At 54.4% G+C, this 22,309-nt stretch carries 23 protein-coding genes; 18 read left to right on the plus strand and 5 right to left on the minus strand.

Going from position 1 to position 22,309, the window contains the following annotated elements; all coding sequences use genetic code 11:
* Positions 1–101: 101 nt before the first annotated feature.
* Positions 102–308, minus strand: a complete 207-nt coding sequence (locus ABDK75_RS03820) for a molybdopterin-binding protein (RefSeq protein WP_046901128.1) — start codon at positions 306–308, stop codon at positions 102–104.
* 118 nt (positions 309–426) lie between these two features.
* On the minus strand, positions 427–1,566 hold the full coding sequence (locus tag ABDK75_RS03825; protein WP_211498528.1) for a type III PLP-dependent enzyme: 1,140 nt from the start codon (positions 1,564–1,566) through the stop codon (positions 427–429).
* A 383-nt stretch (positions 1,567–1,949) separates the two neighbouring features.
* On the opposite strand from ABDK75_RS03825, the gene ABDK75_RS03830 reads away from it, so the two are divergent.
* Positions 1,950–3,098, plus strand: a complete 1,149-nt coding sequence (locus ABDK75_RS03830) for a YihY/virulence factor BrkB family protein (RefSeq protein ID WP_346005028.1) — start codon at positions 1,950–1,952, stop codon at positions 3,096–3,098.
* Positions 3,099–3,129: 31 nt separating this feature from the next.
* On the opposite strand, the gene ABDK75_RS03835 is transcribed toward ABDK75_RS03830, so the two are convergent.
* Positions 3,130–3,690, minus strand: a complete 561-nt coding sequence (locus ABDK75_RS03835) for a septal ring lytic transglycosylase RlpA family protein (RefSeq protein WP_408874420.1) — start codon at positions 3,688–3,690, stop codon at positions 3,130–3,132.
* Positions 3,691–3,902: 212 nt separating this feature from the next.
* Between ABDK75_RS03835 and aroQ the strand changes: the two genes are divergently transcribed.
* The 4 genes from aroQ to ABDK75_RS03855 are packed head-to-tail and all read left to right on the plus strand — an operon-like array spanning position 3,903 to position 6,738.
* On the plus strand, positions 3,903–4,352 hold the full coding sequence (gene aroQ / locus ABDK75_RS03840; RefSeq protein WP_023943307.1) for a type II 3-dehydroquinate dehydratase: 450 nt from the start codon (positions 3,903–3,905) through the stop codon (positions 4,350–4,352).
* On the plus strand, positions 4,349–4,804 hold the full coding sequence (locus ABDK75_RS03845) for an acetyl-CoA carboxylase biotin carboxyl carrier protein subunit (protein ID WP_099213141.1): 456 nt from the start codon (positions 4,349–4,351) through the stop codon (positions 4,802–4,804). Before aroQ ends, ABDK75_RS03845 begins: the two co-directional genes overlap by 4 nt.
* Entirely contained in the window at positions 4,804–6,153 is a 1,350-nt protein-coding gene (gene accC, locus ABDK75_RS03850) for an acetyl-CoA carboxylase biotin carboxylase subunit (RefSeq protein ID WP_046901132.1), read from the plus strand. Before ABDK75_RS03845 ends, accC begins: the two co-directional genes overlap by 1 nt.
* A gap of 15 nt (positions 6,154–6,168) precedes the next feature.
* Positions 6,169–6,738 (plus strand): NIPSNAP family protein, encoded by a 570-nt coding sequence (locus ABDK75_RS03855; protein WP_346005030.1) that lies wholly within the window; start codon positions 6,169–6,171, stop codon positions 6,736–6,738.
* Between the two features lie 105 nt (positions 6,739–6,843).
* Here the strand turns inward: ABDK75_RS03855 and ABDK75_RS03860 are convergent, their stop codons facing one another.
* Positions 6,844–7,518, minus strand: a complete 675-nt coding sequence (locus tag ABDK75_RS03860; protein ID WP_346005031.1) for a YfdX family protein — start codon at positions 7,516–7,518, stop codon at positions 6,844–6,846.
* Between the two features lie 438 nt (positions 7,519–7,956).
* On the opposite strand from ABDK75_RS03860, the gene edd reads away from it, so the two are divergent.
* The 5 genes from edd to ABDK75_RS03885 all read left to right on the plus strand — a co-directional run bounded on the left by edd (position 7,957) and on the right by ABDK75_RS03885 (position 13,143).
* On the plus strand, positions 7,957–9,804 hold the full coding sequence (gene edd, locus ABDK75_RS03865) for a phosphogluconate dehydratase (RefSeq protein ID WP_046901135.1): 1,848 nt from the start codon (positions 7,957–7,959) through the stop codon (positions 9,802–9,804).
* A 12-nt stretch (positions 9,805–9,816) separates the two neighbouring features.
* Entirely contained in the window at positions 9,817–10,440 is a 624-nt protein-coding gene (eda, locus tag ABDK75_RS03870) for a bifunctional 4-hydroxy-2-oxoglutarate aldolase/2-dehydro-3-deoxy-phosphogluconate aldolase (RefSeq protein WP_099213145.1), read from the plus strand.
* A gap of 215 nt (positions 10,441–10,655) precedes the next feature.
* Entirely contained in the window at positions 10,656–11,219 is a 564-nt protein-coding gene (locus ABDK75_RS03875) for a metal-dependent hydrolase (protein ID WP_083956515.1), read from the plus strand.
* Positions 11,216–12,793: a bifunctional phosphoribosylaminoimidazolecarboxamide formyltransferase/IMP cyclohydrolase gene (gene purH, locus ABDK75_RS03880; RefSeq protein ID WP_346005034.1), complete on the plus strand. Its 1,578-nt coding sequence runs from the start codon at positions 11,216–11,218 to the stop codon at positions 12,791–12,793. The genes ABDK75_RS03875 and purH overlap by 4 nt, the downstream gene beginning before the upstream one ends.
* Positions 12,790–13,143, plus strand: a complete 354-nt coding sequence (locus ABDK75_RS03885; RefSeq protein ID WP_046901138.1) for a hypothetical protein — start codon at positions 12,790–12,792, stop codon at positions 13,141–13,143. Before purH ends, ABDK75_RS03885 begins: the two co-directional genes overlap by 4 nt.
* A 333-nt stretch (positions 13,144–13,476) precedes the next feature.
* Here ABDK75_RS03885 and ABDK75_RS03890 read toward each other — a convergent pair whose 3' ends face one another.
* Positions 13,477–13,671 carry a hypothetical protein gene (locus ABDK75_RS03890; RefSeq protein ID WP_339407136.1) on the minus strand — a complete coding sequence of 65 codons (195 nt, stop codon included), beginning with the start codon at positions 13,669–13,671 and terminating at the stop codon, positions 13,477–13,479.
* Between ABDK75_RS03890 and ABDK75_RS03895 the strand changes: the two genes are divergently transcribed.
* The 8 genes from ABDK75_RS03895 to ABDK75_RS03930 all read left to right on the plus strand — a co-directional run bounded on the left by ABDK75_RS03895 (position 13,670) and on the right by ABDK75_RS03930 (position 22,306).
* Positions 13,670–14,524 carry a hypothetical protein gene (locus ABDK75_RS03895; protein ID WP_211496688.1) on the plus strand — a complete coding sequence of 285 codons (855 nt, stop codon included), beginning with the start codon at positions 13,670–13,672 and terminating at the stop codon, positions 14,522–14,524. The genes ABDK75_RS03890 and ABDK75_RS03895 overlap by 2 nt on opposite strands.
* A gap of 13 nt (positions 14,525–14,537) precedes the next feature.
* On the plus strand, positions 14,538–15,260 hold the full coding sequence (locus ABDK75_RS03900) for a flagellar hook assembly protein FlgD (protein WP_211496687.1): 723 nt from the start codon (positions 14,538–14,540) through the stop codon (positions 15,258–15,260).
* A gap of 164 nt (positions 15,261–15,424) precedes the next feature.
* Complete coding sequence (fliF, locus tag ABDK75_RS03905) at positions 15,425–17,092, plus strand: flagellar basal-body MS-ring/collar protein FliF (RefSeq protein ID WP_346005035.1); 1,668 nt, start codon at positions 15,425–15,427, stop codon at positions 17,090–17,092.
* 2 nt (positions 17,093–17,094) lie between these two features.
* Positions 17,095–18,108, plus strand: a complete 1,014-nt coding sequence (locus ABDK75_RS03910) for a flagellar motor switch protein FliG (protein WP_211498515.1) — start codon at positions 17,095–17,097, stop codon at positions 18,106–18,108.
* The gene (locus tag ABDK75_RS03915) at positions 18,105–18,776 is read left to right on the plus strand and encodes a hypothetical protein (RefSeq protein ID WP_346005036.1); all 672 of its coding nucleotides are present in this window, start codon (positions 18,105–18,107) and stop codon (positions 18,774–18,776) included. The genes ABDK75_RS03910 and ABDK75_RS03915 overlap by 4 nt, the downstream gene beginning before the upstream one ends.
* Before the next feature lie 5 nt (positions 18,777–18,781).
* A complete protein-coding gene (gene fliN, locus ABDK75_RS03920) occupies positions 18,782–19,114 on the plus strand; it encodes a flagellar motor switch protein FliN (protein WP_346005037.1) in 333 nt (110 codons plus the stop codon).
* Between the two features lie 143 nt (positions 19,115–19,257).
* Entirely contained in the window at positions 19,258–21,339 is a 2,082-nt protein-coding gene (flhA, locus tag ABDK75_RS03925) for a flagellar biosynthesis protein FlhA (RefSeq protein ID WP_408874403.1), read from the plus strand.
* A 124-nt stretch (positions 21,340–21,463) separates the two neighbouring features.
* Complete coding sequence (locus tag ABDK75_RS03930) at positions 21,464–22,306, plus strand: carbon-nitrogen hydrolase family protein (RefSeq protein ID WP_346005039.1); 843 nt, start codon at positions 21,464–21,466, stop codon at positions 22,304–22,306.
* The last annotated feature ends 3 nt before the right edge of the window (positions 22,307–22,309 follow it).

Here is a 22,309-nt window from a genome sequence, read left to right on the forward strand (position 1 = left end):
ATACCACAGCCTGCGGGGCTTGGATTTAAAAGCGGTCAGACCTCACCAGACTGCCCTGCAATCATTCATGAGTGAAGTCTGGACCAAATGGGTGTGTGGACTCAGTCCACGCCAACCATGACGCTGGAAGCCTTGATAACGGCATAGGCTTCCTTGCCCACTGTCAGTGACAATTCCTCAACAGCTTCATTGGTGATGGCACTTGTAATAATCGTGCCGTTGACGTCGATCGTGATGTGAGACGTCGTTGCGCCTTTTACGATCTGTGTAATCTGACCTTTGAGCTGATTACGTGCGCTGAGTTTCATGGTGCTGTCCTTTTGCTACCCCCTTGGAGGTGGGGATGACACATTAGGACACAAGGCCTGAGAAAGCAGACAAGGCTTTTTTCGGGGATGGCCTGTGCCACCCCCAATCAGAACCGCCTTAGATATAGTGCTCGGTCAGAGGCGGAAAACCATTGAACCCGACGGAGCAGTAGGTCGAGACGTAAGCGCCAGTCGCGAGGATCTCGATGCGATCTCCAGACTTCAGGCTGTTCGGTAGCGGGATGCGGTTCTTCTCATAGAGAATATCGACACCATCGCAGCTTGGTCCTGCCACGACGCAGGGGGAACGTGAGCTGTCTGTGTCGTCGCGAGACGTGCGGAATGTGTAGCGAATGGCTTCACCTTCCGTCTCCGCGAGGCCACCGAAGCGTCCGATGTCCAGATAGACCCAGCGTGGGTCTGTTTCTGCACCGCCACGACGGCTCACAAGAATGACCTCGCTCGACACTACACCAGCTTGGCCAACCATATATCGGCCTGGCTCCAGCAGAACCTCTGGCTGGCCATCAGGAAAGTGCTCGCGGAGAGCGGCCTGAATGGCGGCGCCAAATTCCTGCACAGACGGAATGTCTTCCCGATAATGGGTTGGGAAGCCACCGCCCAGATTGATCATCTGAAGGTCAAGGCCTTCGGCGCGCAGCTCATGATAGAGGCGTGCGGCCGTTGCAATGGCGTGCTGGTAAGCGGCGATACCCGTCTGCTGGCTTCCGACATGGAACGAGAGGCCATAGGGATGCAGGCCCAGATCGCGCGCGCGGATCATCAGGTCGCGGGCGTGGGCAATTGTTGTGCCGAACTTGCGCGACAGCGGCCAGTCAGCGCCTTCATTCTCAACGGCCAGACGGCAGAAGACACGGGCACCTGGTGCGTTCTCTGCAATCTTTTCGAGCTCTTCCATGCTGTCGAGCACGAAGAGATCAATGCCCATGTCTCGGGCTTCACGGATGGCACCAACCTTCTTGAGCGTATTGCCATAGGAGATGCGATCAGGTGTGGCGCCAGCTTTCAGGCACATCCGGATTTCTTCGAGCGATGCTGCATCGAAAGACGACCCCAGAGCGACAAGGCGCTTCAGGATGGACGGTGCCGGATTGGCCTTGATGGCGTAATAGATCTTGCCAGCTGGTAGGGCGTCGTGAAGGGCACGATAGTTGCTTTCCACAACATCGAGATCAACGACGAGGCAGGGGGTTGCCGGCTGCTGCTCGGCAAGAAAACGGGTGATTTTGGGAGTCATGACACTCTTTCCCAGAACCGGACTCGTCAGGGAACAGTTACACCCTGCGAGTGTGTTGCGAAACGGTCGAACGGACCAGCGAATAGCGGGGACCCAAAAGAAGCGGGACCCGGAAGGCCAGAACGCTTGACGTCGTTGCGTAACCTCGAGAGGGCCAGTGGCACGTGCGTTGCTGCGTGACGGGGCGTATGAAACCAAAGCCCCGCCGTTGCAAGAGCTAATTTTGCATTATTTGTGTTTTGGAAATATTGAGGGGATTGAAATCGGGGCAAATTCGGAACGCAGAAGGCGATTTCTGCGTATGCTAGGTTCTGTCGATCCTGAGAACGGAACGACTTAATCTCGCCTGTTGCCCATAACAGGAACTGCCGAGGACCCCCTGAGTGAGCTTATTTCCCGATTCTGCGTCAGCTTCCGGTCCAGCGCCAGACGCACCTTCGGAGCCTGACCGGAAAAAAATCCACCAGGACATCCAGCGTGTCCATGAACTGGCGCCTGAACCTAGCGAAGAAGATATTCGCAAGGCGCGTGAACTTGGTCCTGATGCCCCGGGTACGGGAGCGAACTCCCCTCTGAGTATGCCCAGAGCGGGGTGGAAGATCGTCCTGCGCCAGGTTTTCTCGGAAGTAGGATCGTCCCAGACGTCCCTTTCTGCTGCGGGCTGCGCGTTTTATGCCACGCTCTCTCTCTTCCCAACCATATCGAGCCTGATCTCGCTTTATGGTCTGGCGTTTGATCTGCAGACCGTTGAGCCGCAGCTTGAAGTGCTGCGTCATCTGCTGCCCCCAACAGCTTATTCGCTGATTGGCAACCGGATCCACGAGCTGGTTTCCCAGCCGCATACGTCTCTGACCATCGGGCTGATTTTTTCTGTTTCCGTCGCGTTGTGGTCTGCTTCAGCCAGTACGAAGTCCATCCTGTCCGCGTTGAATATGGCGTATAATGCCACCGAGACGCGCGGCTTCCTGAGGTTCCAGGCGACTGCTCTGGCTACCACTCTGATGGCTGTTGTTGGTGCTGCGCTGACATTGGCGCTGATGGTGGCTGCGCCTGCGTTGGTCGATTACCTTCCGCGGTATCTGGGCTTCAGAAAGCCGCCGCCGCCGTTTGATCTTCTGGTGTCTTACGGTGCGCCGCTTGTCGTGCACACGCTTGCACCGATCCTGATGCTGCTGTTCGTCTTCGTGGCAGTAACGATGCTTTATCGCTTTGCCCCCAGTCGGGAGCCAGCAAAGTGGCGGTGGATATTTCCCGGATCAGCGCTGGCGACCGTCCTGTGGGTTCTCATGTCGCTCGGATTTTCGTGGTACGTCGCGCACTTCGCGAGCTACGGCGCAACCTATGGACCCTTGGGCGCAGTTGCGGCGATTATGATGTGGTTCTTTGTCAGTGCGTATGTTGTGCTCTTCGGAGCAGAGCTGAATGCGGGGCTGGAAGAGCGCATTAAAGGTGCGCAGCCTCGGATTGCTGGTCTGCCACAGACAGACCCTTTGATTGCTGAAGCCGTTACGGCCGAAAGTACGCCCCGGTAACCACCGGGGTAACTAAGCCCGCCCGTCGTTATTAACGTTGGGTGGGCTGCTTTGTGGTGTCAGATTGGTTGCCCGCAGCCTTGATGGCTTGTTCGCTCGTATCCTTGGACTCGGCTTCCGCGACTTCGCTCGCGGCATCTGACGCAGGCTTGTCAGCCATACGGGCAATGGTGACGTGGGCAGTTCCGCTGTTCAGCATGCCGATCTTCGCCGCTGCCGCATGTGAAAGATCGATGATGCGGCTATTAAACGGCCCGCGATCGTTCACTGTGACAACAACAGAACGACCCGTATCTTCAGACGTCACCAGCAGTTTTGTGCCAATCGGCAGGGAAGGGTGTGCGGCTGTCAGATCATTTGTGTTGAAGATCGTCCCGCTACTGGTGCGGCGTCCGTGGAAATGACGTCCATACCAGCTCGCCATGCCATGCTGGGTCCAGGACGCGGCCTTGTGGGCCCGGTTTGCCAGCGCGGATCGAACAGAAGCTGCCCAGCTGGTCCGGACCGTCCCCGCTGCATCACCAGAAGAATCGTCTGCTGCATGAGCAGTCGTTCCACCTGCAATTCCGGCAAGCGCGAGTGCAAATGTCATGCTGCGCAGGGGAGACAGTCGACGGGATGAGCGAATGGCAGGCGGGGCAAATTTCACTAGACTGGTATCTTCTCCAGTGGACGAAAACGGGCTTGAGCCGTGCTTCCTAGCACAAAACCATGGGCCTGTCCCCCTTTTGAAGCCTGCGAAGACGGCAGGATTAGGGCGATGACGCTTTCATGACGGCTCCGAAAGTGCTATCGCGCGGCCAGATGAAACGTCCTCTCATTGCCGTTCTGAACGGTCCGAATCTCAATATGCTGGGTCTGCGCCAGCCTGGAATCTACGGTCACGCTACGCTCGACGATGTCGAGCAGGTGTGTATTCAGGCTGCTGAACGCCTCGATGTCGCGATCGATTTCCGCCAGACCAACGGTGAGGGAGAACTTGTGTCCTGGGTGCAGGAGTGTCGCGGCCGCGCTGATGGAATCGTGATCAATCCTGCTGCTTATGGGCATACCTCGATTGCCCTGCTCGACGCGCTTCTTGCTGTTGAGTTGCCGATAGTTGAGGTTCATATTTCCAACATTCATCGCCGGGAGCCATTCCGCCATCATACCTACGTCTCGCAGGCCGCCATCGGTGTGATCTGCGGCCTCGGCGTCAGGGGATACGCGCATGCGCTTCAGGCAATAACCGACATGATCGAAGACGAAGGATGAGCCGCATGCTCGTGGACAAGGATGCCATTCGGGCATTGGCCGATATTCTGACGCAGACCGGCCTGACTGAAATCGAGATCTCCGAAGCTGATAGCCGCATTCGCGTGGCGCGCAACGTCAACGTGGTTCAGGCTGCTGCACCAGCCGTTGCTGCTGCTCCCGCCGCAGCACCAGCCGCTGCTCCTGTTGCGGCACCTCCGGCTGATCCTGCCAAGCATCCTGGTGCGGTTCCAAGCCCGATGGTGGGTGTCGCCTATCTGGCGCCGGATCCGGCTTCCCCGGCATTCGCTCAGGAAGGTCAGACCGTTTCTGCCGGTCAGACGATCATGCTGATCGAAGCCATGAAAACCTTTAACCAGATCAAGGCTCCTCGCTCTGGTACCCTGACAAAGTTCTTTGTCGAGTCCGGGCAGCCTGTTGAATTTGGCGAAGCTCTGGCGATCATCGAGTAATGATTTCTAAAGTCCTTATTGCCAATCGAGGCGAGATCGCGCTGCGTATCCAGCGCGCCTGCCGTGAGATGGGCATCAAAACCGTGGCTGTGCATTCGACGGCCGACGCCGATGCAATGCATGTGCGTCTTGCCGATGAAGCCGTCTGCATCGGTCCGCCGAGTGCACGCGATTCTTATCTGAACGTCGCTGCCATTCTGTCAGCTGCTATGATTACGGGCGCGGATGCCATTCATCCGGGTTATGGCTTTCTGTCAGAAAATGCCGAGTTCGCCGAGACTGTTGAAGAGCATGGTCTGGCGTTCATTGGCCCGACGGCGGAGCATATCCGCACGATGGGCGACAAGATCACTGCCAAGACGACCATGCGTGCGCTTGGCGTGCCGCTGGTGCCGGGTTCCGATGGAGCACTGGTCGATATTCAGGCTGCCCGTGAAGTCGCCGAGAAGGTCGGTTATCCGGTCCTGATCAAGGCCGCTGCCGGCGGCGGTGGTCGCGGCATGAAGGTTGCGCAGACCGCAGATGATATCGAGGAAGCCTGGTCGGTAGCTCGTGCCGAAGCCCGTGCTGCCTTCGGCAACGACGAGGTCTATCTCGAGAAGTATCTTGATCGCCCGCGTCATATCGAGCTTCAGATCCTTGGTGATGCCCATGGCAACGTGGTGCATTTTGGCGAGCGTGACTGCTCTCTCCAGCGTCGTCACCAGAAGCTGCTTGAAGAAGCCGGGTCCCCGGCTCTGACGGATGCCGAACGTGAAGAAATTGGTCGTACTTCGACCGAGGCTCTGGCACGCATGGGCTACCGGAATGCTGGCACGCTTGAGTTCCTGTATCAGGACGGCCAGTTCTGCTTCATCGAGATGAATACCCGCCTTCAGGTGGAACATCCGGTGACGGAAATGGTGTGCAGTGTCGATCTGGTGCGTGAGCAGATCCGGATCGCTGCTGGTGAGCAACTCGGTTATACGCAAAAGGACATCAAGATGTCCGGCCATGCGATCGAGTGCCGCATCAACGCTGAGAACCCGGAAACCTTTGCGCCGAGCCCGGGCACGGTCAATGTTTTCCATGCCCCAGGTGGCCTTGGTGTGCGAATGGACAGCGCCATTTACGCTGGCTATCGCATCCCGCCTTACTATGACAGCATGATCGCCAAGCTTATCGTTCATGCGCCGACGCGCCAGGAAGCCATTGCCCGCATGCAGCGTGCTTTGGATGAATGTGTGGTGGATGGAGTGGAAACGGTTATTCCGCTGCATCGGAAAATTCTGGCGGATCCGACTTTCCAGAAAGGTGACTACACAATTCACTGGCTGGAAAACTTTGTCGCCGCCCAGACCAAGTCCTGAAGCGGAGATGATGTGATGAGTTATGTAGAGACCATCTTTCTGGACGTTCAGCCTGGGCATATCCCGCAGGTGGTCTCTGCTCTCTCAGATCTTGAGGGGGTAGGGGCATGGGTGACCGAAATAGGTCGCCTGAACCGCATTACTCTTCTCAGGACAGCGCAGACCTACGAGGCGCTTTTGAATGGCCGTCCAGATGTCCTGTCTAGCCTGCCTCATGAGAACCTGGTTCGGGTGGAAGTGACATCCTGGCGCGCCATCACGCCTGTCGCCAATCCCGGCTCTTATGGAAGTGTCTATGAATGGCGCTGCTATGAGGCCAATCCGGATGGCATGCCTGACGTTGAGGAGCGTTTCCTCGCGGCTGTGCCGGAGAGAGAAACAGTCTCCCCGCCGACGTGCACACTCGTCTCTCTTGAGGGCACGCCGCGCATTGCGCATCTGTGGCCTTATGCAGACCTGAATGCGCGATCGGAAAAGAGGGCCGCTGCTGTGGCTACCGGAAGCTGGCCGCCAAAAGTCGCGCCGTTTCTGACGCGGATGGAAAGCGAGATCTTGCTGCCATTGGCGATCTCTCTCTGGGACTGAAGTGTTCGGTCTTTAGTGTCCGTATTCAAAAAGAGGCGGCCTGCAGAATATGCAGGCCGCCTTTTTTTTTGTTTCTGGTTTCGCGCGTTAGGTGGGCGCGGGAGCTTACTTCTTGGTCGGATTTGCTGGGGCCAGTGTCGTAACGAAGGCTTCGGACACGAACACAATGGAATCCAGAGCTTCATCCAGAGCCTCTACAGCCTGTTGCGGATGGCGACCTTCTGTGAAGACGGTTGCCCGATTGATTGCACCTTGGAATGGGGCAATCGGGGCTAGGGCGAGAATGAAGTCCGCATTCTGGCCCACGACCTTCATTGTCTGGGCAGCTGAGTCCGTATCGCCGTTCTTCAGCTGAGCATTTGCAGATGCGACGGCTGCTTTCTGCTCCGGGGCAAGGGTCTCGCTGGCAATGAACTCACCACCCACGGGTAGCCAGTCAACCTGGCCAGAGACCGCATGATGCGTTGAGGGAAGTGGGTGCTGTGGGGCTGCGTGCAGATCGTTCTCTGCGGCCTGGAACTTCTGACTGGCCGTTGTTGCGGCTGTCAGTCGCTTCTGGGCGTCGTAAAGAGCTGGAATGGCCGCATCGGTATGTCCGGCACTCAGGATCTGACGTGCCTTGAGAATGTCCGTAACGGCGCGTTGCCCGTCAGCAGACAGGTGATGAAATGCCCGATGGGCTTTGAAAGATTCCCAGTCCTTATGAAGAGATCCAGCATGCGCTGGCATGGCGGAGAGTGTCAAAGCTGCGGATGCAAGGATGGGAAGTAGAATTCGCATGATGAGATCCTAATGAATATAAAATCAATATCGAGAAATATAAAAACATAATTCAGAATCTATCAAATGAAAGTTGATTTATATTTCATCATTAATCCGGATCAATTTCGTTCTGATTTCCCGTGGCGGGAATTCATTTTGATTATTTGCTCATCATCGCATCTGCGTATATGAAAATACATAATATTGAAAATACCGGGTAAATCTGAGTTTGTACTTTATTTTCATTTTTTCGAAAAAAAACGGTTTAAATGAAAAGATAAAAAGCCATTCTGAGAAATAAAAATAATAAATTTTCTCGGAAAGGCATTGTGAGGTGTTGCTGTTCCAGGTTCGGTTCCGTATGAAAGTAGCCCCTTCACGAGGCTGTGTCTTTCAGCGGAAAGAGCGTTTTTTCCGTCTGGCAGCGCGTGTGTCAGTCGAGCAGCGAGTGTTCCAATGTCTTTGAATTCCGTCGTCGAGAGCGTGACCGCCCGGATCATCGAGCGTTCGAAAGTCTCCCGTCGCCGTTATCTTGCTCTGATGGAGCGAAACCGGGCCAAAGGCGTCTCCCGCCCACGCCTGGCCTGCGGAAACCTCGCTCACGCCATTGCAGCGGCTGCGTCTGACAAGCCGGAGCTCATGCGTCCGGCCAGCACGAACCTCGGGATTGTGACGACTTACAACGACATGCTGTCGGCGCATCAACCGTATGGACGTTACCCGGACCAGATGAAGCTGTTCGCCCGCGAAGTTGGTGCAACTGCTCAGATCGCCGGTGGTGCGCCAGCAATGTGTGATGGCGTGACGCAGGGACAGGAGGGAATGGAGCTTTCCCTGTTCTCCCGTGACGTTATTGCCATGTCCACGGCTGTGGGCCTGAGCCACGGCATGTTCGAAGGTGTCGCGCTTCTGGGGATCTGTGACAAGATTGTCCCGGGCCTGCTGATGGGCGCGCTGCGCTTCGGGCATCTGCCGACAATGCTGATCCCGGCCGGCCCTATGCCGTCGGGCCTTCCTAACAAGGAAAAGCAGCGGATCCGTCAGCTCTATGTGCAGGGCAAGGTCGGGCAGGATCGTTTGATGGAAGCGGAAAACGCCTCCTACCATAGCGCCGGCACATGCACCTTCTACGGCACGGCCAATACGAACCAGATGATGGTTGAGATCATGGGTCTCATGATGCCGGATTCTGCCTTCATCAATCCGAACACGCCGCTTCGGCAGGCCATGACGCGCGCAAGTGTGCATCGTCTGGCGGAAATCAGCCTGAATGGCGAAGATGTCCGCCCACTGGCACAGTGTGTTGATGAAAAGGCCATTGTGAATGCGGCAGTCGGCTTGCTGGCAACCGGCGGTTCGACCAATCACACCATCCACCTGCCTGCCATTGCACGAGCTGCTGGTATCATCATTGACTGGGAAGATCTGAGCCGCCTCTCAGCCGCAGTTCCGCTGATGACGCGCGTTTACCCCAGTGGCTCTGAGGACGTGAACGCTTTCAATCATGTGGGTGGTATGCCGACACTGATTGCTGAGCTTTCCCGTGCCGGCCTTCTGCACACGGACATCATGACGGTCTCGCGCGGCGGATTTGCCGATTATGCCTGCCGTGCCAGCCTGCAGGATGACGAAGTCGTTTACACGCATGCCAAGCCATCGCTGGACCGTGACATTCTCCGGGACGTCAAAGAGCCATTCAAGGCTGATGGTGGTATCAAGCTCATGCAGGGCAATGTCGGTCGTGGCATCTATAAAAGCAGTGCCATTGCTGAAGAATTCCTGACTATTGAAGCCCCGGCGCGCGTTTTCCATGACCAGCATGATGTCGCCACGGCGTTTCAGAATGGTGAGCTTGAGCGGGATGTTGTTGTTGTTGTGCGGTTCCAGGGGCCGGAAGCCAACGGTATGCCGGAACTGCACAAACTGACGCCAACGCTCGGTGTGTTGCAGGATCGGGGCTACAAGGTGGCTCTCCTGACAGACGGACGGATGTCAGGTGCGAGTGGTAAGGTGCCTGCTGCCATTCACGTCGGCCCGGAAGCTCAGGTCGGGGGCCCGATTGCCCGCGTTCGGGATGGTGACATGATCCGGGTTTGTGCCGTAACGGGGCAGATTGAGGTTCTCGTCGATCCGGCAGAATGGGAGGCACGCGAACCTGTTGCGCCGCCGCCGCCCGCTCTCGGAACTGGGCGTGAGTTGTTTGCCCTCATGCGTTCGGTGCATGATCCGGCCGAAACCGGCGCATCCGCCATGCTGGCCCAAATGGATCAGGTAATCGAAGCCGTTGGCGACGCCATTCACTAAGGACCAAATTTCATGACTGATACTGCCAAACTTGATGCTGTCATGACCCGCTGCCCGGTTATTCCGGTGCTGGTGGTCAATGATGTTGCACAGGCTCGTCCCTTGGCTGAAGCGCTGGTCGCTGGTGGCCTGACCACTCTGGAAGTGACGCTGAGGACGCCTTGTGCGCTCGAAGTGATCGAGGAAATGTCCAAGGTTGAGGGCGCTTTTGTCGGGGCAGGCACTGTGTTGAACCCGACGGATCTGGAGCGTGCAGTGAAGGCTGGCTCCCGCTTTATCGTGAGCCCTGGCTTAACCGCACCGCTGGCTGACGCTGCCCGCGACCATGACATGCCTTTCCTTCCGGGCGTCGCGAATGCTGGTGACATCATGCGCGGTCTGGATCTGGGGCTGACACGCTTCAAGTTCTTCCCGGCTGTGACCAATGGTGGCATTCCGGCGCTGAAGAGCTTGGCCAGTGTATTCGGTAATGTCCGCTTCTGCCCGACAGGCGGCATCACTGAAGGGAGCGCTCCGGACTGGCTGGCACTTCCTTCCGTATCCTGTGTCGGCGGATCGTGGATTACGGCAGGTGAGTTCGACGCAAAGACGGTGACGCAGCGCGCAACGGCTGCTGCTCTTTTGCGCCAGAGCTAAGATCCCTTGTAAATTTTTCGCTCCATTGAAAACAGGAAGGCGGTCTGGAAGTGATCCGGATCGCCTTTCTTTTTTTTCATTGAGGGCCTGTTTCTCTGCTTGAGAACGGATAAAGAACATTCCCAGACGAAGAGGGGATGGAATTTATGAATATCTTTGCAGGAAAAGGGGTTACGGCCCTTTCCGCCAACGTCCGAATCGGATCATAAGAGCCCGTGACTGGACGTTCTCATCTCCTGATTGGCGGATTTGCTGTTTTGTGTGCGATGCGCTGGCATGTCCTGTCACCTGAGCCTTTTTCGGTCTGCACAGGGTTGCTGGGTAGCCTGCTTCCGGACATTGATACGGAGCGCTCCATGCTTGGGGCCCGGGTCAAATTTCTGTCCCGTTTTCTGGCGCGGACGTTTGGTCATCGTGGGATGACGCATTCCGGCGTTGTGCTGCTTTTGATCGCCGCTCTGGTTGGGGCTTTTATGGGGGAAGGTGCGCTGCGAGGCCCGATTGGCGCCCTTCTACTGGGCGTTGCCACCCACATCGCGGCTGATCTGCCAACCGGTGGCTGCCAGCTTCTGGCGCCCCTTAGCAGGTCCAGACTGTCTTTCTGGCCCTATGTCCGCACAGGCGGTCTGGGCGAGATCATGCTTCTTCTGCCTACCCTCTTTCTATTAGGGTGGGCAGGGTTCGCGGGACGTGATCCATTTGGTGGTCACGCTCCTTACGTCGTGCATCACCAGCGGTTGCACGGACATGTTTTGAAGGATATTGCATTTCCATCATGACTGAGACCCGACTCCCCGTCCGTCGCGCCCTTCTCTCCGTTTCTGACAAGACGGGACTGATTGAACTGGGGCGCGCGCTTGCCGCCCACGGTGCAGAACTGCTTTCGACGGGGGGCTCGGCAAGGGCGCTGCGTGAGGCGGGTCTGACTGTCAAAGATGTTTCAGAACATACGGGCTTCCCCGAAATTCTTGACGGTCGTGTCAAGACGCTGGTTCCGCAGGTTCATGGCGGCATTCTTGCACGTCGTGACCTTCCGGCTCATCTGAGCCAGATGGAAGAGCACGGCATCGTGCCAATCGATCTGGTCTGCGTTAACCTGTATCCTTTCGCAGCTACGGTTGCATCCGGCGCGGGCGATGAAGACTGTATCGAGAATATCGATATTGGCGGCCCGGCCATGATCCGTGCTGCGGCCAAGAATTTCGATCACGTCACGATCCTGACGTCTCCTCAGCAATACGGTGATTTCGTTCAGTCTCTGGACGCGGGTGGAACGTATTTGAGTGAGCGTCGTGATTATGCCGGTGCTGCGTACGCCCATACGGCATCTTATGACGGTATGATCTCCCGTTGGTTCGCGGAACGTGCTGGCGAATTGTTGCCTCCTGTTCTGACGCTCAGTGGCTCCCGCGACGAGCTTCTGCGTTATGGTGAAAATCCGCATCAGAAAGCTGCTTTCTATCGGGATGGCAGCACACGGGCAGGTATTGCGACGGCTCGCCAGGTGCAGGGCAAGGCGCTGAGCTACAACAATCTGAATGACACAGATGCAGCGTTCGAGGCCGTTGCTGAGTTTGATGCGCCGACTGTTGTGATCGTCAAGCACGCTAATCCATGCGGTGTGGCATCTGCTGAAACGCTGGAACAGGCATGGATCGCGGCGCTGCGTTGTGATCCAGTTTCGGCATTTGGTGGCATCGTGGCTGTGAACAGAACGCTGGATGCAGAAACGGCTCAACGCATCAGTGCGATTTTTACGGAAGTGATTGTTGCCCCAGATGCGGATGCGCAGGCTATTGAAATTCTTTCTCGCAAGAAGAACCTGCGTCTGTTGCTCACTGGCGGAATGCCTGATCCGGAAGCTGAAGGGCTGGCTTTTCGCTCTGTCGCCGGTGGTTTTCTGGCGCAAAGCCGAGATGCAGGCCGCGTCCTTGAGAGTGATCTAAAGGTCGTCACCAAACGCGCGCCCACGGAAAAAGAGATGAAAGATCTCCTGTTCGCGTTCCGAGTGGCCAAGCACGTGAAATCCAACGCGGTCATTTATGTTCGCAACAATGCGACTGTCGGGATCGGGGCGGGGCAGATGTCCCGTGTGGATAGTGCGCGCATTGCTGCTCGCAAAAGCGAAGATGCTGCAACTGTTGCGGGTGAGACTGCCCCGTTGACCAAGGGATCTGTGGCGGCATCGGATGCGTTTTTCCCGTTCGCAGATGGTCTTGAGAGTGTTGTTGCTGCTGGTGCTGTGGCTGTGATTCAGCCCGGTGGCTCAATTCGCGATCAGGAGGTGATCGACGCTGCCGATGCAGCTGGAATCGCCATGGTCTTCACTGGCATGAGGCATTTCCGGCATTGAAACCTTTCGCTCTCGCAAGCCTGCTTCTGGCTTTCTCCGCCCCGATGGTCGCCGAGGCCGCGCCATGTCTGTATGACATGTCACCGCTGCCCGTCACGAAAGGGATTGTTTCCCGTATTACGCCTACAGGTGTGATGCTGCGTGATGGTACGACTGTCATTCTTCCAGAGGAGCTTCTGGCAGGTGTACGTCTGGCACAGCCTCTTGCAGTGAGAGGGCTCGTTGCAGCGTCGACCCACACAGTGCAGGCTTTTGCACTTGATGGCGTTCCGCCAGTTTGCCCGGCGCCAGCCGCAGTTACGCGAGGGCCATTTCCGGGTTCTCCTGGATACGATCACATACAGAACTGAGTTTTGCGCGCGGCCTCTTTGAAAGGGCCGCGTATAAACCTTTTATTTACGTCTGCCGTGCCACTCTCCTTACCGGTTGTTTCCCCGGGAACTGGAGGGCTTGTCATTGTCGCAGATTCTGCCCGCAGCAAAGCCGGGAATGACGACTGGTGGCGGCACGTTTCCTGTTGGTACGCCACTTGCTTCAAAAGAACGGTTTCAGGATTTTCTGAAAAGCTACGTTCATGAGAAGTCTCCGTCCTCTGACTGTGCCGCTCTCTCTCGTAAAAATACGCCGCGGGTGCAGAGTGAAAAGAACGTTCAGACAAACAGAGGGTCTGAGGGCGCCAAGGATCAGCCTGTTTCAACAGAGAACCGCGAGGTCTCTCGAAGTTTAAAACCTTTGAGCTCAGCGACGAAGGTCTCTGCACAGCCTGTCCGTTCGAATTCATTTCCAGAAAAATCTTCGAAAATACCGAACCCGGTTAACATTGCTCGATGCGGATCAGAGTTATCCGCTCGTAAAGTTTCGACGGATGCATCCTTCATGGAAGCTCCCGAAGTGTCTTTATCGGTGCTGCAAAACGACGTCGTAGACGAGCATGTGACGACAGAAGAACCTGATCTGGGCCAACACGCAGAACAATTCGCACAATGCGCGTCGGATCTAGAGGACGACAACGGCCAGAGTTTGATGTCTGACTTGTCTCTTGGTGTTGCCTCTTTTGATGGCGCTTTGAAATCCACGATAGACCCACTTGAGGTCAAGGAAGACAGGACAGTCTCTGAAACAGAGAGTGTGAATGTGGCGTCTCCCACGTCGGCAGAAAATATTCACGTCTTGCAGGGGGCGAATGCTGAGGCCTCGGGGTCACGCCTGGAGCTTCCGTTCTCGGAATTACAGAATTCCGGTTCCGAACATACGAGCGTTTCAAGCCCCACGCGGGACGAAGCCGGCCCGTCATCCCTGAATGGCCCTGTCATTACTCATCAGGCAACGGATCAGCGTCTCAATACCCAGATCGACATTTTCTTGGAACATGACGGCAAGATCCGGATGTCCGTTGCTGAGGACAAAGGGGGCGAACGCCACATCCATATTCTGGCTGAAAATTCGGAGGCGCTGCGTAGTCTTTCTACAAATAAAGAAAGCTTATTGTCGTCGCTGAACCAGAACCTCGTGTCGCTCTCCGCAGATCAGCCTGTGATATCCACAGAGGTCAGTTTTGGTTTGCTGGGATCTTTCTCGCAAGACTATCCGACAAATTCTGGCCGGGAAGAAAGTCAGCAACGGCCCTTCACGGCTTGTGGTTCCTCTGAGACTTCGTCTGAAGATCTCAGTGAGAACGCCTCTGTGTCTCCTCGAAAATTTTTGCGCGGTGTTGTTGATCTGACCGCTTAAAGGACGTTTTTTAATGGTCTCTTCTGTCACGTCATCATCGCTTCTGAACCAGGCTGTCTCGGCGGCCAAGTCGAGTGCGTCAACTCAGACATCGAGTGCATCAACATCCACAGCAAGTAGTGTGGGCAGCGCTGCACTGTCTTCCATGGCAGGAAATTTCAATCAGTTTTTAACACTTCTGACCACTCAGCTTCAGCATCAAGACCCCAGTAATCCAACCAGTACGGACAGCTTCACTAGTGAGTTGGCGCAGTTTGCGGGTGTGCAGCAACAGGTTGAGACCAATACTAATCTTACCAGCCTGATTTCTGCCACGCAGGACACTCAGATCACGTCTGGTATTGCGCTAGTCGGTAAAACAACGACAGCCACGACGGCTTCGCTGCCCTTACAAAGCGGTAAGGCCAGCATGACATTTACAGCGGAGCAGGCTGGGCCTGTAGCCATTGCCGTGACCGATGCAAGCGGTCAGGTTGTCAAAACCGACACGATGACGGCCACTGCGGGGACAAATTCCTGGTCTTGGGACGGCAATGATAACAGCGGACAACAAATGTCTGATGGTCAGTATTTCGTAGCTGTTGAAGGGACCGGGACGAGTGGAGAAACGGCATCCTTCCCGACAACAGTTTCCGGTACCGTTACAGGTCTGACACGGACATCGAGCGGCGTTAACGTGCAGATGGGAAGTGCGACTGTTCCGCTGAGTGATCTGGACGGATTTTTAGGAACCTGAACAGTCAGGGGGGAAAATTCTATCGTTTTAAGCGCCCGTTAACCTTTTCTGTCCACAATGTCTGTCAGTGATTGCAGCAGGACAGGGTGAACGCGCATGTGGGCAGGGCTTGAGGCATCTCCTGAAAAAGCTTGTACGCAGATGACCGTATGGTGGGCGATTAAGTGAAGGCTCTTCTCGCAAATCTGAAGCAGCTCGGCCTCCCACGGCTGGCTGCTCTGGGGGGAGTGGGGGCGGCGCTGCTTGTGCTGCTCGGAGTTCTGGTTATGCACGGAGCAAATTCCACTACCGGACTGCTCTATCGAGATCTGGATCCCAGAGAAGCCGGTGAAATCGTAGATCAGCTTGCTAAGGCCCATATTGCGTATCGCCTGCAGGATCAGGGGGCGACGATCATGGTTCCTGATGACGAGGTGGCAAAAGCACGCCTTCTTCTTGCGAAAAGTGGCCTGCCGTCCGGCGGTTCGGTCGGATATGAGATTTTCGATAAGGGAAACAGTTTTACAGCCACGCAGTTTGAGCAAACGATCAACGAGACGCGTGCGCTGGAAGGTGAATTGGAGCGATCAATCCGCTTGATCCACGGTGTTCGCAATGCTCGTGTTCATCTTGTTCTGCGGCACAGAGAGCTTTTCTCTACGAATGAGCAGGGCGCCCAGGCAAGTGTGCTTCTTTCGATGGAAGGCGCACGCCGTTTGGATGAGGAAAGTATTGCGGCGGTCGTTAATCTGGTTTCTGCGGCGGTACCGGGGTTGGAGGCGCAGAATATCTCACTCGTAGACAATCGCGGGCATGTCCTGCTGCGCCAGGGCGCGGGAAGCGTCGATGGTAATCAAACGGCAGAAATGCAACGGCAGGCGTTGGAACAACGCATTTCCCGTGAAGTTGAGGACATGTTGGGAGCTTCTATCGGCATAGGGCGTGTGCGGGTGGAAGCGACCGTGGCGATGAATAATGATCATGTGCGGGAAACTCAGGAAAGTTACGACCCTGACCAGCAGGTTCTTCGTTCTCAGCAAACCAAAAATGACAAAAGTATAAACACACAGGGAACAGCTAATACGACGGTCGGAAACAATCTGCCGAATGCTAATGCTGGTCAGCCGCAGAACGGAAGTCAAAGCAGCAGGCAGGAGCAAACGGATAATTACGAGATTGGTAAAAAGGTTCGAACCTTGGTGCAGGATCAGCCACGCATTTCTCGTATCAGTGTTGCTGTCATGGTTGATGGAGCCGTGCAGACGGACGTGAAAGGTCAACATGTCTGGCAGCCACGAAATACTCAGGAGCTGGAAAGGCTAACGGCTCTGACCAAGACTGCCATTGGGTTCGATCAGGCTCGTGGCGATGTTGTTACCGTAATGTCTATGCAGTTTTCGGATATCGAAGCGACAATGCCCGCGCCCCAACAGACGTTTCTGAAGGGAATTTTGAGCCGCTCAAATGAAATGGAAGCTGCGCGTTTCGGTATTTTTGCTCTGTGCCTGTTGATGGTGCTTTTCTTTGTCGTGCGCCCCTTGTTGCGTCCCCCTGGTGGCGGGCTTCCGGCCGGGCAGCTTCTTTCTGAAGCAAGAAGTGGCGGAACTCCCCTGCCTGAGTTGGGGGGCACACTGGCGACTGATGCGGGGAACCCGACCGCTCTTTTGGCTGCTCCATATGATGCCACAGTGCCTCTAACAGAGAGTGACGAAGAGACAGTGGCCGTGAGTGGCGTTTCCGGCCGTATTCGAGCGTCCTCTGTTCAGCGGGTGGTAGACCTCGTGGAAACGCATCCTGCGGAAAGTATTGCACTGATGCGCAGTTGGCTGATGCCGAGACAGGAGGGGCACTAAAAATGATTGGACTGGAAAAATCTGTCACGGGTGCGCAGAAGTCCGCCATTCTGATGATGGCATTAGGAGAAGAAAACTGCGCGCGCCTCTTTGAGCAGATGCATGAAGAAGAAATTCGAGAAATTTCTGCCGCCATGTCTCAGCTTGGGATGGTCTCTGCAGAAACTGTCGAAAGCGTCTGTCACGAATTCAGCCGGAGCCTCGGGTCTTCGGAGGTTTTGATTGGCGATATCGAAACAACAGAACGATTGCTCAAAAATACGCTTCCCGCTGGGCGAGCCGCAGCCATCATGGAAGAAATTCGTGGTCCTGCCGGGCGAACTATGTGGGACAAACTTGGAAATGTCTCAGAGGCAGTGCTCGCTAACTATTTGAAAAATGAATATCCGCAAACGGTCGCAGTTATTCTTAGCAGGATCAAGGCAGCGCATTCGGCGAAAGTTCTCGCTCTGCTTCCTGAAGAATTTTCGCTCGATGTTATGACGCGGATGCTGAAAATGGAAAATGTGCAGAAGGGTGTTTTGCACAGTGTGGAGCAGACATTAAGATCCGAGTTTGTCTCTAACCTTCCTCGTGGTTCGCATAGAGACAGCCACGAAGTTCTTGCAGACATCTTTAATAATTTCGATCGAAGACTTGAAGCACGCTTTATGACCGCCCTGGATGAGCGCAGTCATGATGATGCGGAGCGAATTAAAAGCCTTATGTTTACTTTCGAGGAATTGGCTCAGGTTCCTGTAGAGGGCCTTATGGTGTTGCTTAATCAGATTGCACGCGAAAGCTTGCCGATTGCTCTTAAGGGTGCAAGCGAGAAACTGCGAAGTGCATTTCTTGCGGCAATGTCTGAGCGTGCAGGGCGTATTCTTATAGATGAAGTTGAAGCATTAGGCCCTGTGCGCGTTAAGGACGTCGATGCGGCACAGAGTGATATTCTGCTTGTCGCCAAAGTTCTCCTTGATCGTGGGGAAATTGAACTTCTGGATCAAGAACAGGCCGCGAATGAGATGCTCGTATGAGTATTCCTGATTTCGATCGCCGCGATCAGGTGTCCAAAGTTCTTTACGCTGAAGATTTTGACATCCCGGTTTTGTCTCCAGCCGAACCGGAACCTGTCTCAGATCTGTCTTCTTCGGAAATAACCACACCTGAACTCTATACTGCCAAAGATTTAGATTTTGCGTGTAGGCAGGAAAAAGAACGAGTGTCTGCACTCGAACGAAATTTTTATGAAAAAGAAAAATCTGAATGGAAGAACTGTATTGAGAATAATTCTTTAAATTTTATAAAAAAAATTTCTGATCAGATAAATCAATGTGCACAGCAAGCCGCTGAAGATTCTTCAATCGCCATTTTTTCTCATCTAGCAAAAATTTTTCCATCCCTTTTGGAAAATTATGGCCCCAGAGAACGGGATGTATTGATTGATAAAATCATGCCAACCCTCAGAGAGGCTGCGCGCATCAGAATAGAAGCTAAATCTCAGGAAATTCAGCATTTATTAACGTTGTGTGAGCGAGAAGGAGTGGAAGTGATTGATTGTCGTGCAGATGACACTTTGGCTTCGGGAGATTTTCGAATTTTTTGGGCGACGGGAAGGGCTTGCCGAGAGGCAGGAACCTTGGTGCAGGAAATTTTGAAAATATTTTCTCTGGATAAAGTTTTACCTGCAGTGAGCGCGGAATAATTGAAATGGCTGATACACAGAATAATTTCGATCTTGATGACGTCGAAGCAGTATCGGCGCAGTCTGTAGAGCCACCTCGCTTCGCTCATGATCTCGAAGCGATCTACGATATTCCTGTAACGGTCAGTGCCGTTCTGGGACGTGCAAATATGCAGGTGAGCCAGCTATTACGCTTGGGGCGTGGGGCTGTTGTGGAGCTTGATCGAAAAGTCGGTGATTCGATCGATATTCTCGTAAATAATCGTCTGATAGCTCGTGGTGAAGTCGTGATGGTTGATGAGAATAGACTTGGTGTAACCATGACGGAAATTATTAAATCTGGAAAAGTTAAAAACTGAAAAATTTCCTAATATTTAACCTTGTGGTTATATTTTCTCTCAAGATAAAAATTTAATCAGGTAAGAATATTATTATGAACACATCAGAAGGGGTTCTTTCTTCCTTCGTGAAAAAGACCTCTCTCTCTGGTTATTTTCAGAAAATGCCCTTGCCTGCTTGGTTGCAAGGAGGGCAGCGCTGGCTGCCGGGAACGGATGTTGGATTGGCACTGGCTGTTGCCGGATTGCTTTCAGTTCTCGTTTTGCCGCTACCGACATTCATTCTGGATGTCGGGCTGGCCCTCTCAGTCACGGCGTCCGTACTTGTCCTGATGGTCGCTTTGTTTTTAACGCGACCACTCGATTTCACCTCTTTCCCGACATTGCTGCTTCTCACAACATTGCTCCGTCTGTCGCTGGAGGTTGCGACAACCAGACTTATTCTTAGTCACGGTTATGAGGGGATGTATGCAGCTGGCCATGTCGTAGCTGCTTTCGGAGGTTTTCTGATGGGAGGTGACGTCGTAATCGGCGCGATCCTGTTTGCAATCCTTCTGGTTGTGAATTTCATGGTGATCACAAAGGGGTCAGGGCGTATTGCCGAAGTTGCAGCACGCTTTTCGCTGGATGCCATGCCTGGAAAGCAGATGGCGATTGATGCTGAACTGTCTTCTGGCGCCATCAGTGACAAAATTGCGCGGCAGCGCCGTAAAGAACTCCAGGAAGAAAGTGGGTTCTATGGAGCGATGGATGGTGCGGCCAAGTTCGTCCGTGGAGATGCAATCGCGAGTTTGATCATTACGGCCATCAATATCGTCGGAGGGTTAGCCATCGGCATTGGGCGTCATGGGATGTCTGTGGCGGATGCCGCATCGGCTTTCACGACTTTAACGATCGGCGATGGCCTGGTTTCGCAAATTCCTGCTCTGCTTGTCTCTACGGCCTCGGGTATTGTGGTGACCAAGGGAGGTACTGAAGGTGCGGCGGACGTAGCTTTGGTGCGGCAACTTGGCGGGAACCCAAAACCGCTTGCTCTGGCAGCGGGCTCAGCGGCTGTCCTGTCATTAATGCCTGGGTTGCCGACGCTTCCCTTTCTTGGTTTGGCAGCTCTTGCAGGAGGAGGAGCATGGTTGCGACATCGCTCACCTGTTAAGGATCAAGATGCTGAAGAGGATGCTGTCAGCCTTCCTGAAAACACGCAGTCTGGTGAGCCCCCCATTACTGAAAGCCTCCGTGTAGATTTGCTACGTTTAGAGTTGGGCTTTAATTTGCTCTCAATTGCTAGCGGTGATGGTGCGCGGTTGACTGAACAAATCAAGGTTCTCAGAAGAACAATTGCTGGAGAAATGGGATTTATTCTCCCTCCCGTCCGTATTCAGGACAATCTTCAGCTTTCATCTGACGCGTATGCTGTAAAAATTAAAGAAATCGAAATTGGACATGGTGAAGTACGGATTAGTCGAATTTTGGCGATGAATCCGAAAGGAGGTTTGCCAGACTTGCAGGGTGAGGAAACGCGAGAGCCGGCATTTAATCTCCCAGCATTGTGGATCGATCAAAGTGAACGAGAGAATGCAATCATCAAGGGATACACAGTCGTTGATCCAGCAAGTGTCATTATTACGCACTTAACGGAGTTGGTTCGGGAAAACATGGCCGACCTCCTGTCTTACTCCGAGACACAGAAACTTCTGGATGACATGCCACGAGATCAGCAGAAACTGATTGTCGATCTTATTCCGTCTCAAGTGTCGGTGAGTGTTGTTCAGAGAGTTCTACAAAGTCTTCTTGCGGAGCAGATTTCAATTCGTGATCTGTCGGGTATTTTAGAGGCGCTTCAGGAAGGCTGTGGGCAAGGTCTCAAATCTGTACTGGCGTTGACCTCACATGTTCGGACCCGTTTGGCGCGTCAGATCAGCTTCGCTGTTACCGGACCAAAGGGCTATATTCCTGTTTTGACACTAAGCCCCGATTGGGAAGTCGTGTTGTCAGAAAACATGATTGGTCCTGCAGATGATCGCCAGTTGGCGCTCCCACCATCTCGCCTGAACGAACTGGTAGGCAAGCTGAGACAGGCTTTGAATGTAGCTTTGGGGCAGGGTGAAAACCCGGTTATTCTTGTCGCCGGGGGGATGCGTCGTCCGATGCGAATGATTGTGGAACGCATTCGCCCAGCGACCATGGTTCTATCGCAAACAGAAATTTCTACTCGCGCAAAGATACGGACCGTTGGGGTCATTCAGTAAGAACCCAAGAATGCATGGCTCTCGTGTGTTGCAAGCTGCCATCTGAGTCTAAGGTGTTCGGGCTTACCTCGGACTTTGTGATCGCTTATGGTCTCTGGTCATTGCTAAAGGGAATGTACCGACCATGCGTGTTGCACTGATCCAGATGGCTCCTTCGGCTGACCGGGATGCAAATATTGCTCAGGCTCAGAAGCTCGTGGCGGATGCAGTAAAAGCCGAAAATCCTGTCTTGGTGGTTTTGCCAGAGGTGTGGAGTTGCCTGGGCGGGACGGCTGAGACCAAGCATGCCAGCGCTGAGCAACTCCCGGCTCCTGGAGAGTCTGGTGGTCCGCTGTATGAGGCTTTGCGCGCAATGGCCAAAGAGCACGGTATTTGGGTTCATGGTGGTTCGATCGGAGAAACCGTCTCGGGTGAGGGGAAAGACAAGTTGGCGAATACATCGCTGATCTTTGACCCTCACGGCAATGAATGCGGACGCTACAGGAAAATTCACCTTTTTGATGTGGTCACGCCGAATGGGGATGGTTATCGGGAGAGTGATAACTATGTGCCAGGCGACAGCGTAGAGGTTGTAGACATTTCAGGCGTCCCGACGGGTCTCGCCATTTGCTACGATTTGCGTTTTGCTGAGCTGTTTCTTGCATTGCGGGCCGCAGATGTGGCGATGATCATCTTGCCTGCTGCGTTTACACAGCAGACAGGGGAAGCTCATTGGGAAATCCTGATCCGGGCACGTGCGATAGAAACGCAGGCGTGGGTCATTGCCTGTGGGACAGCCGGTTGGCATACGGATGCTGCTGGAAAGGAGCGTCAGACATATGGTCACTCCATGATTGTAAATCCATGGGGCGAGGTTGTTCTGAAACTGGGCGGCAAAGCCGCTTGGGGAACTGCCGATCTCGATTTTGATCAGGTGCGTCAGGTGCGTGAACGTATGCCAATTCAGGCAAACAGGCAGCTGATCTGACCG

The sequence above is a fragment of the Gluconobacter sp. OJA genome (genome assembly GCF_039638325.1).
Classification (GTDB): Bacteria; Pseudomonadota; Alphaproteobacteria; order Acetobacterales; family Acetobacteraceae; genus Gluconobacter; species Gluconobacter cerinus.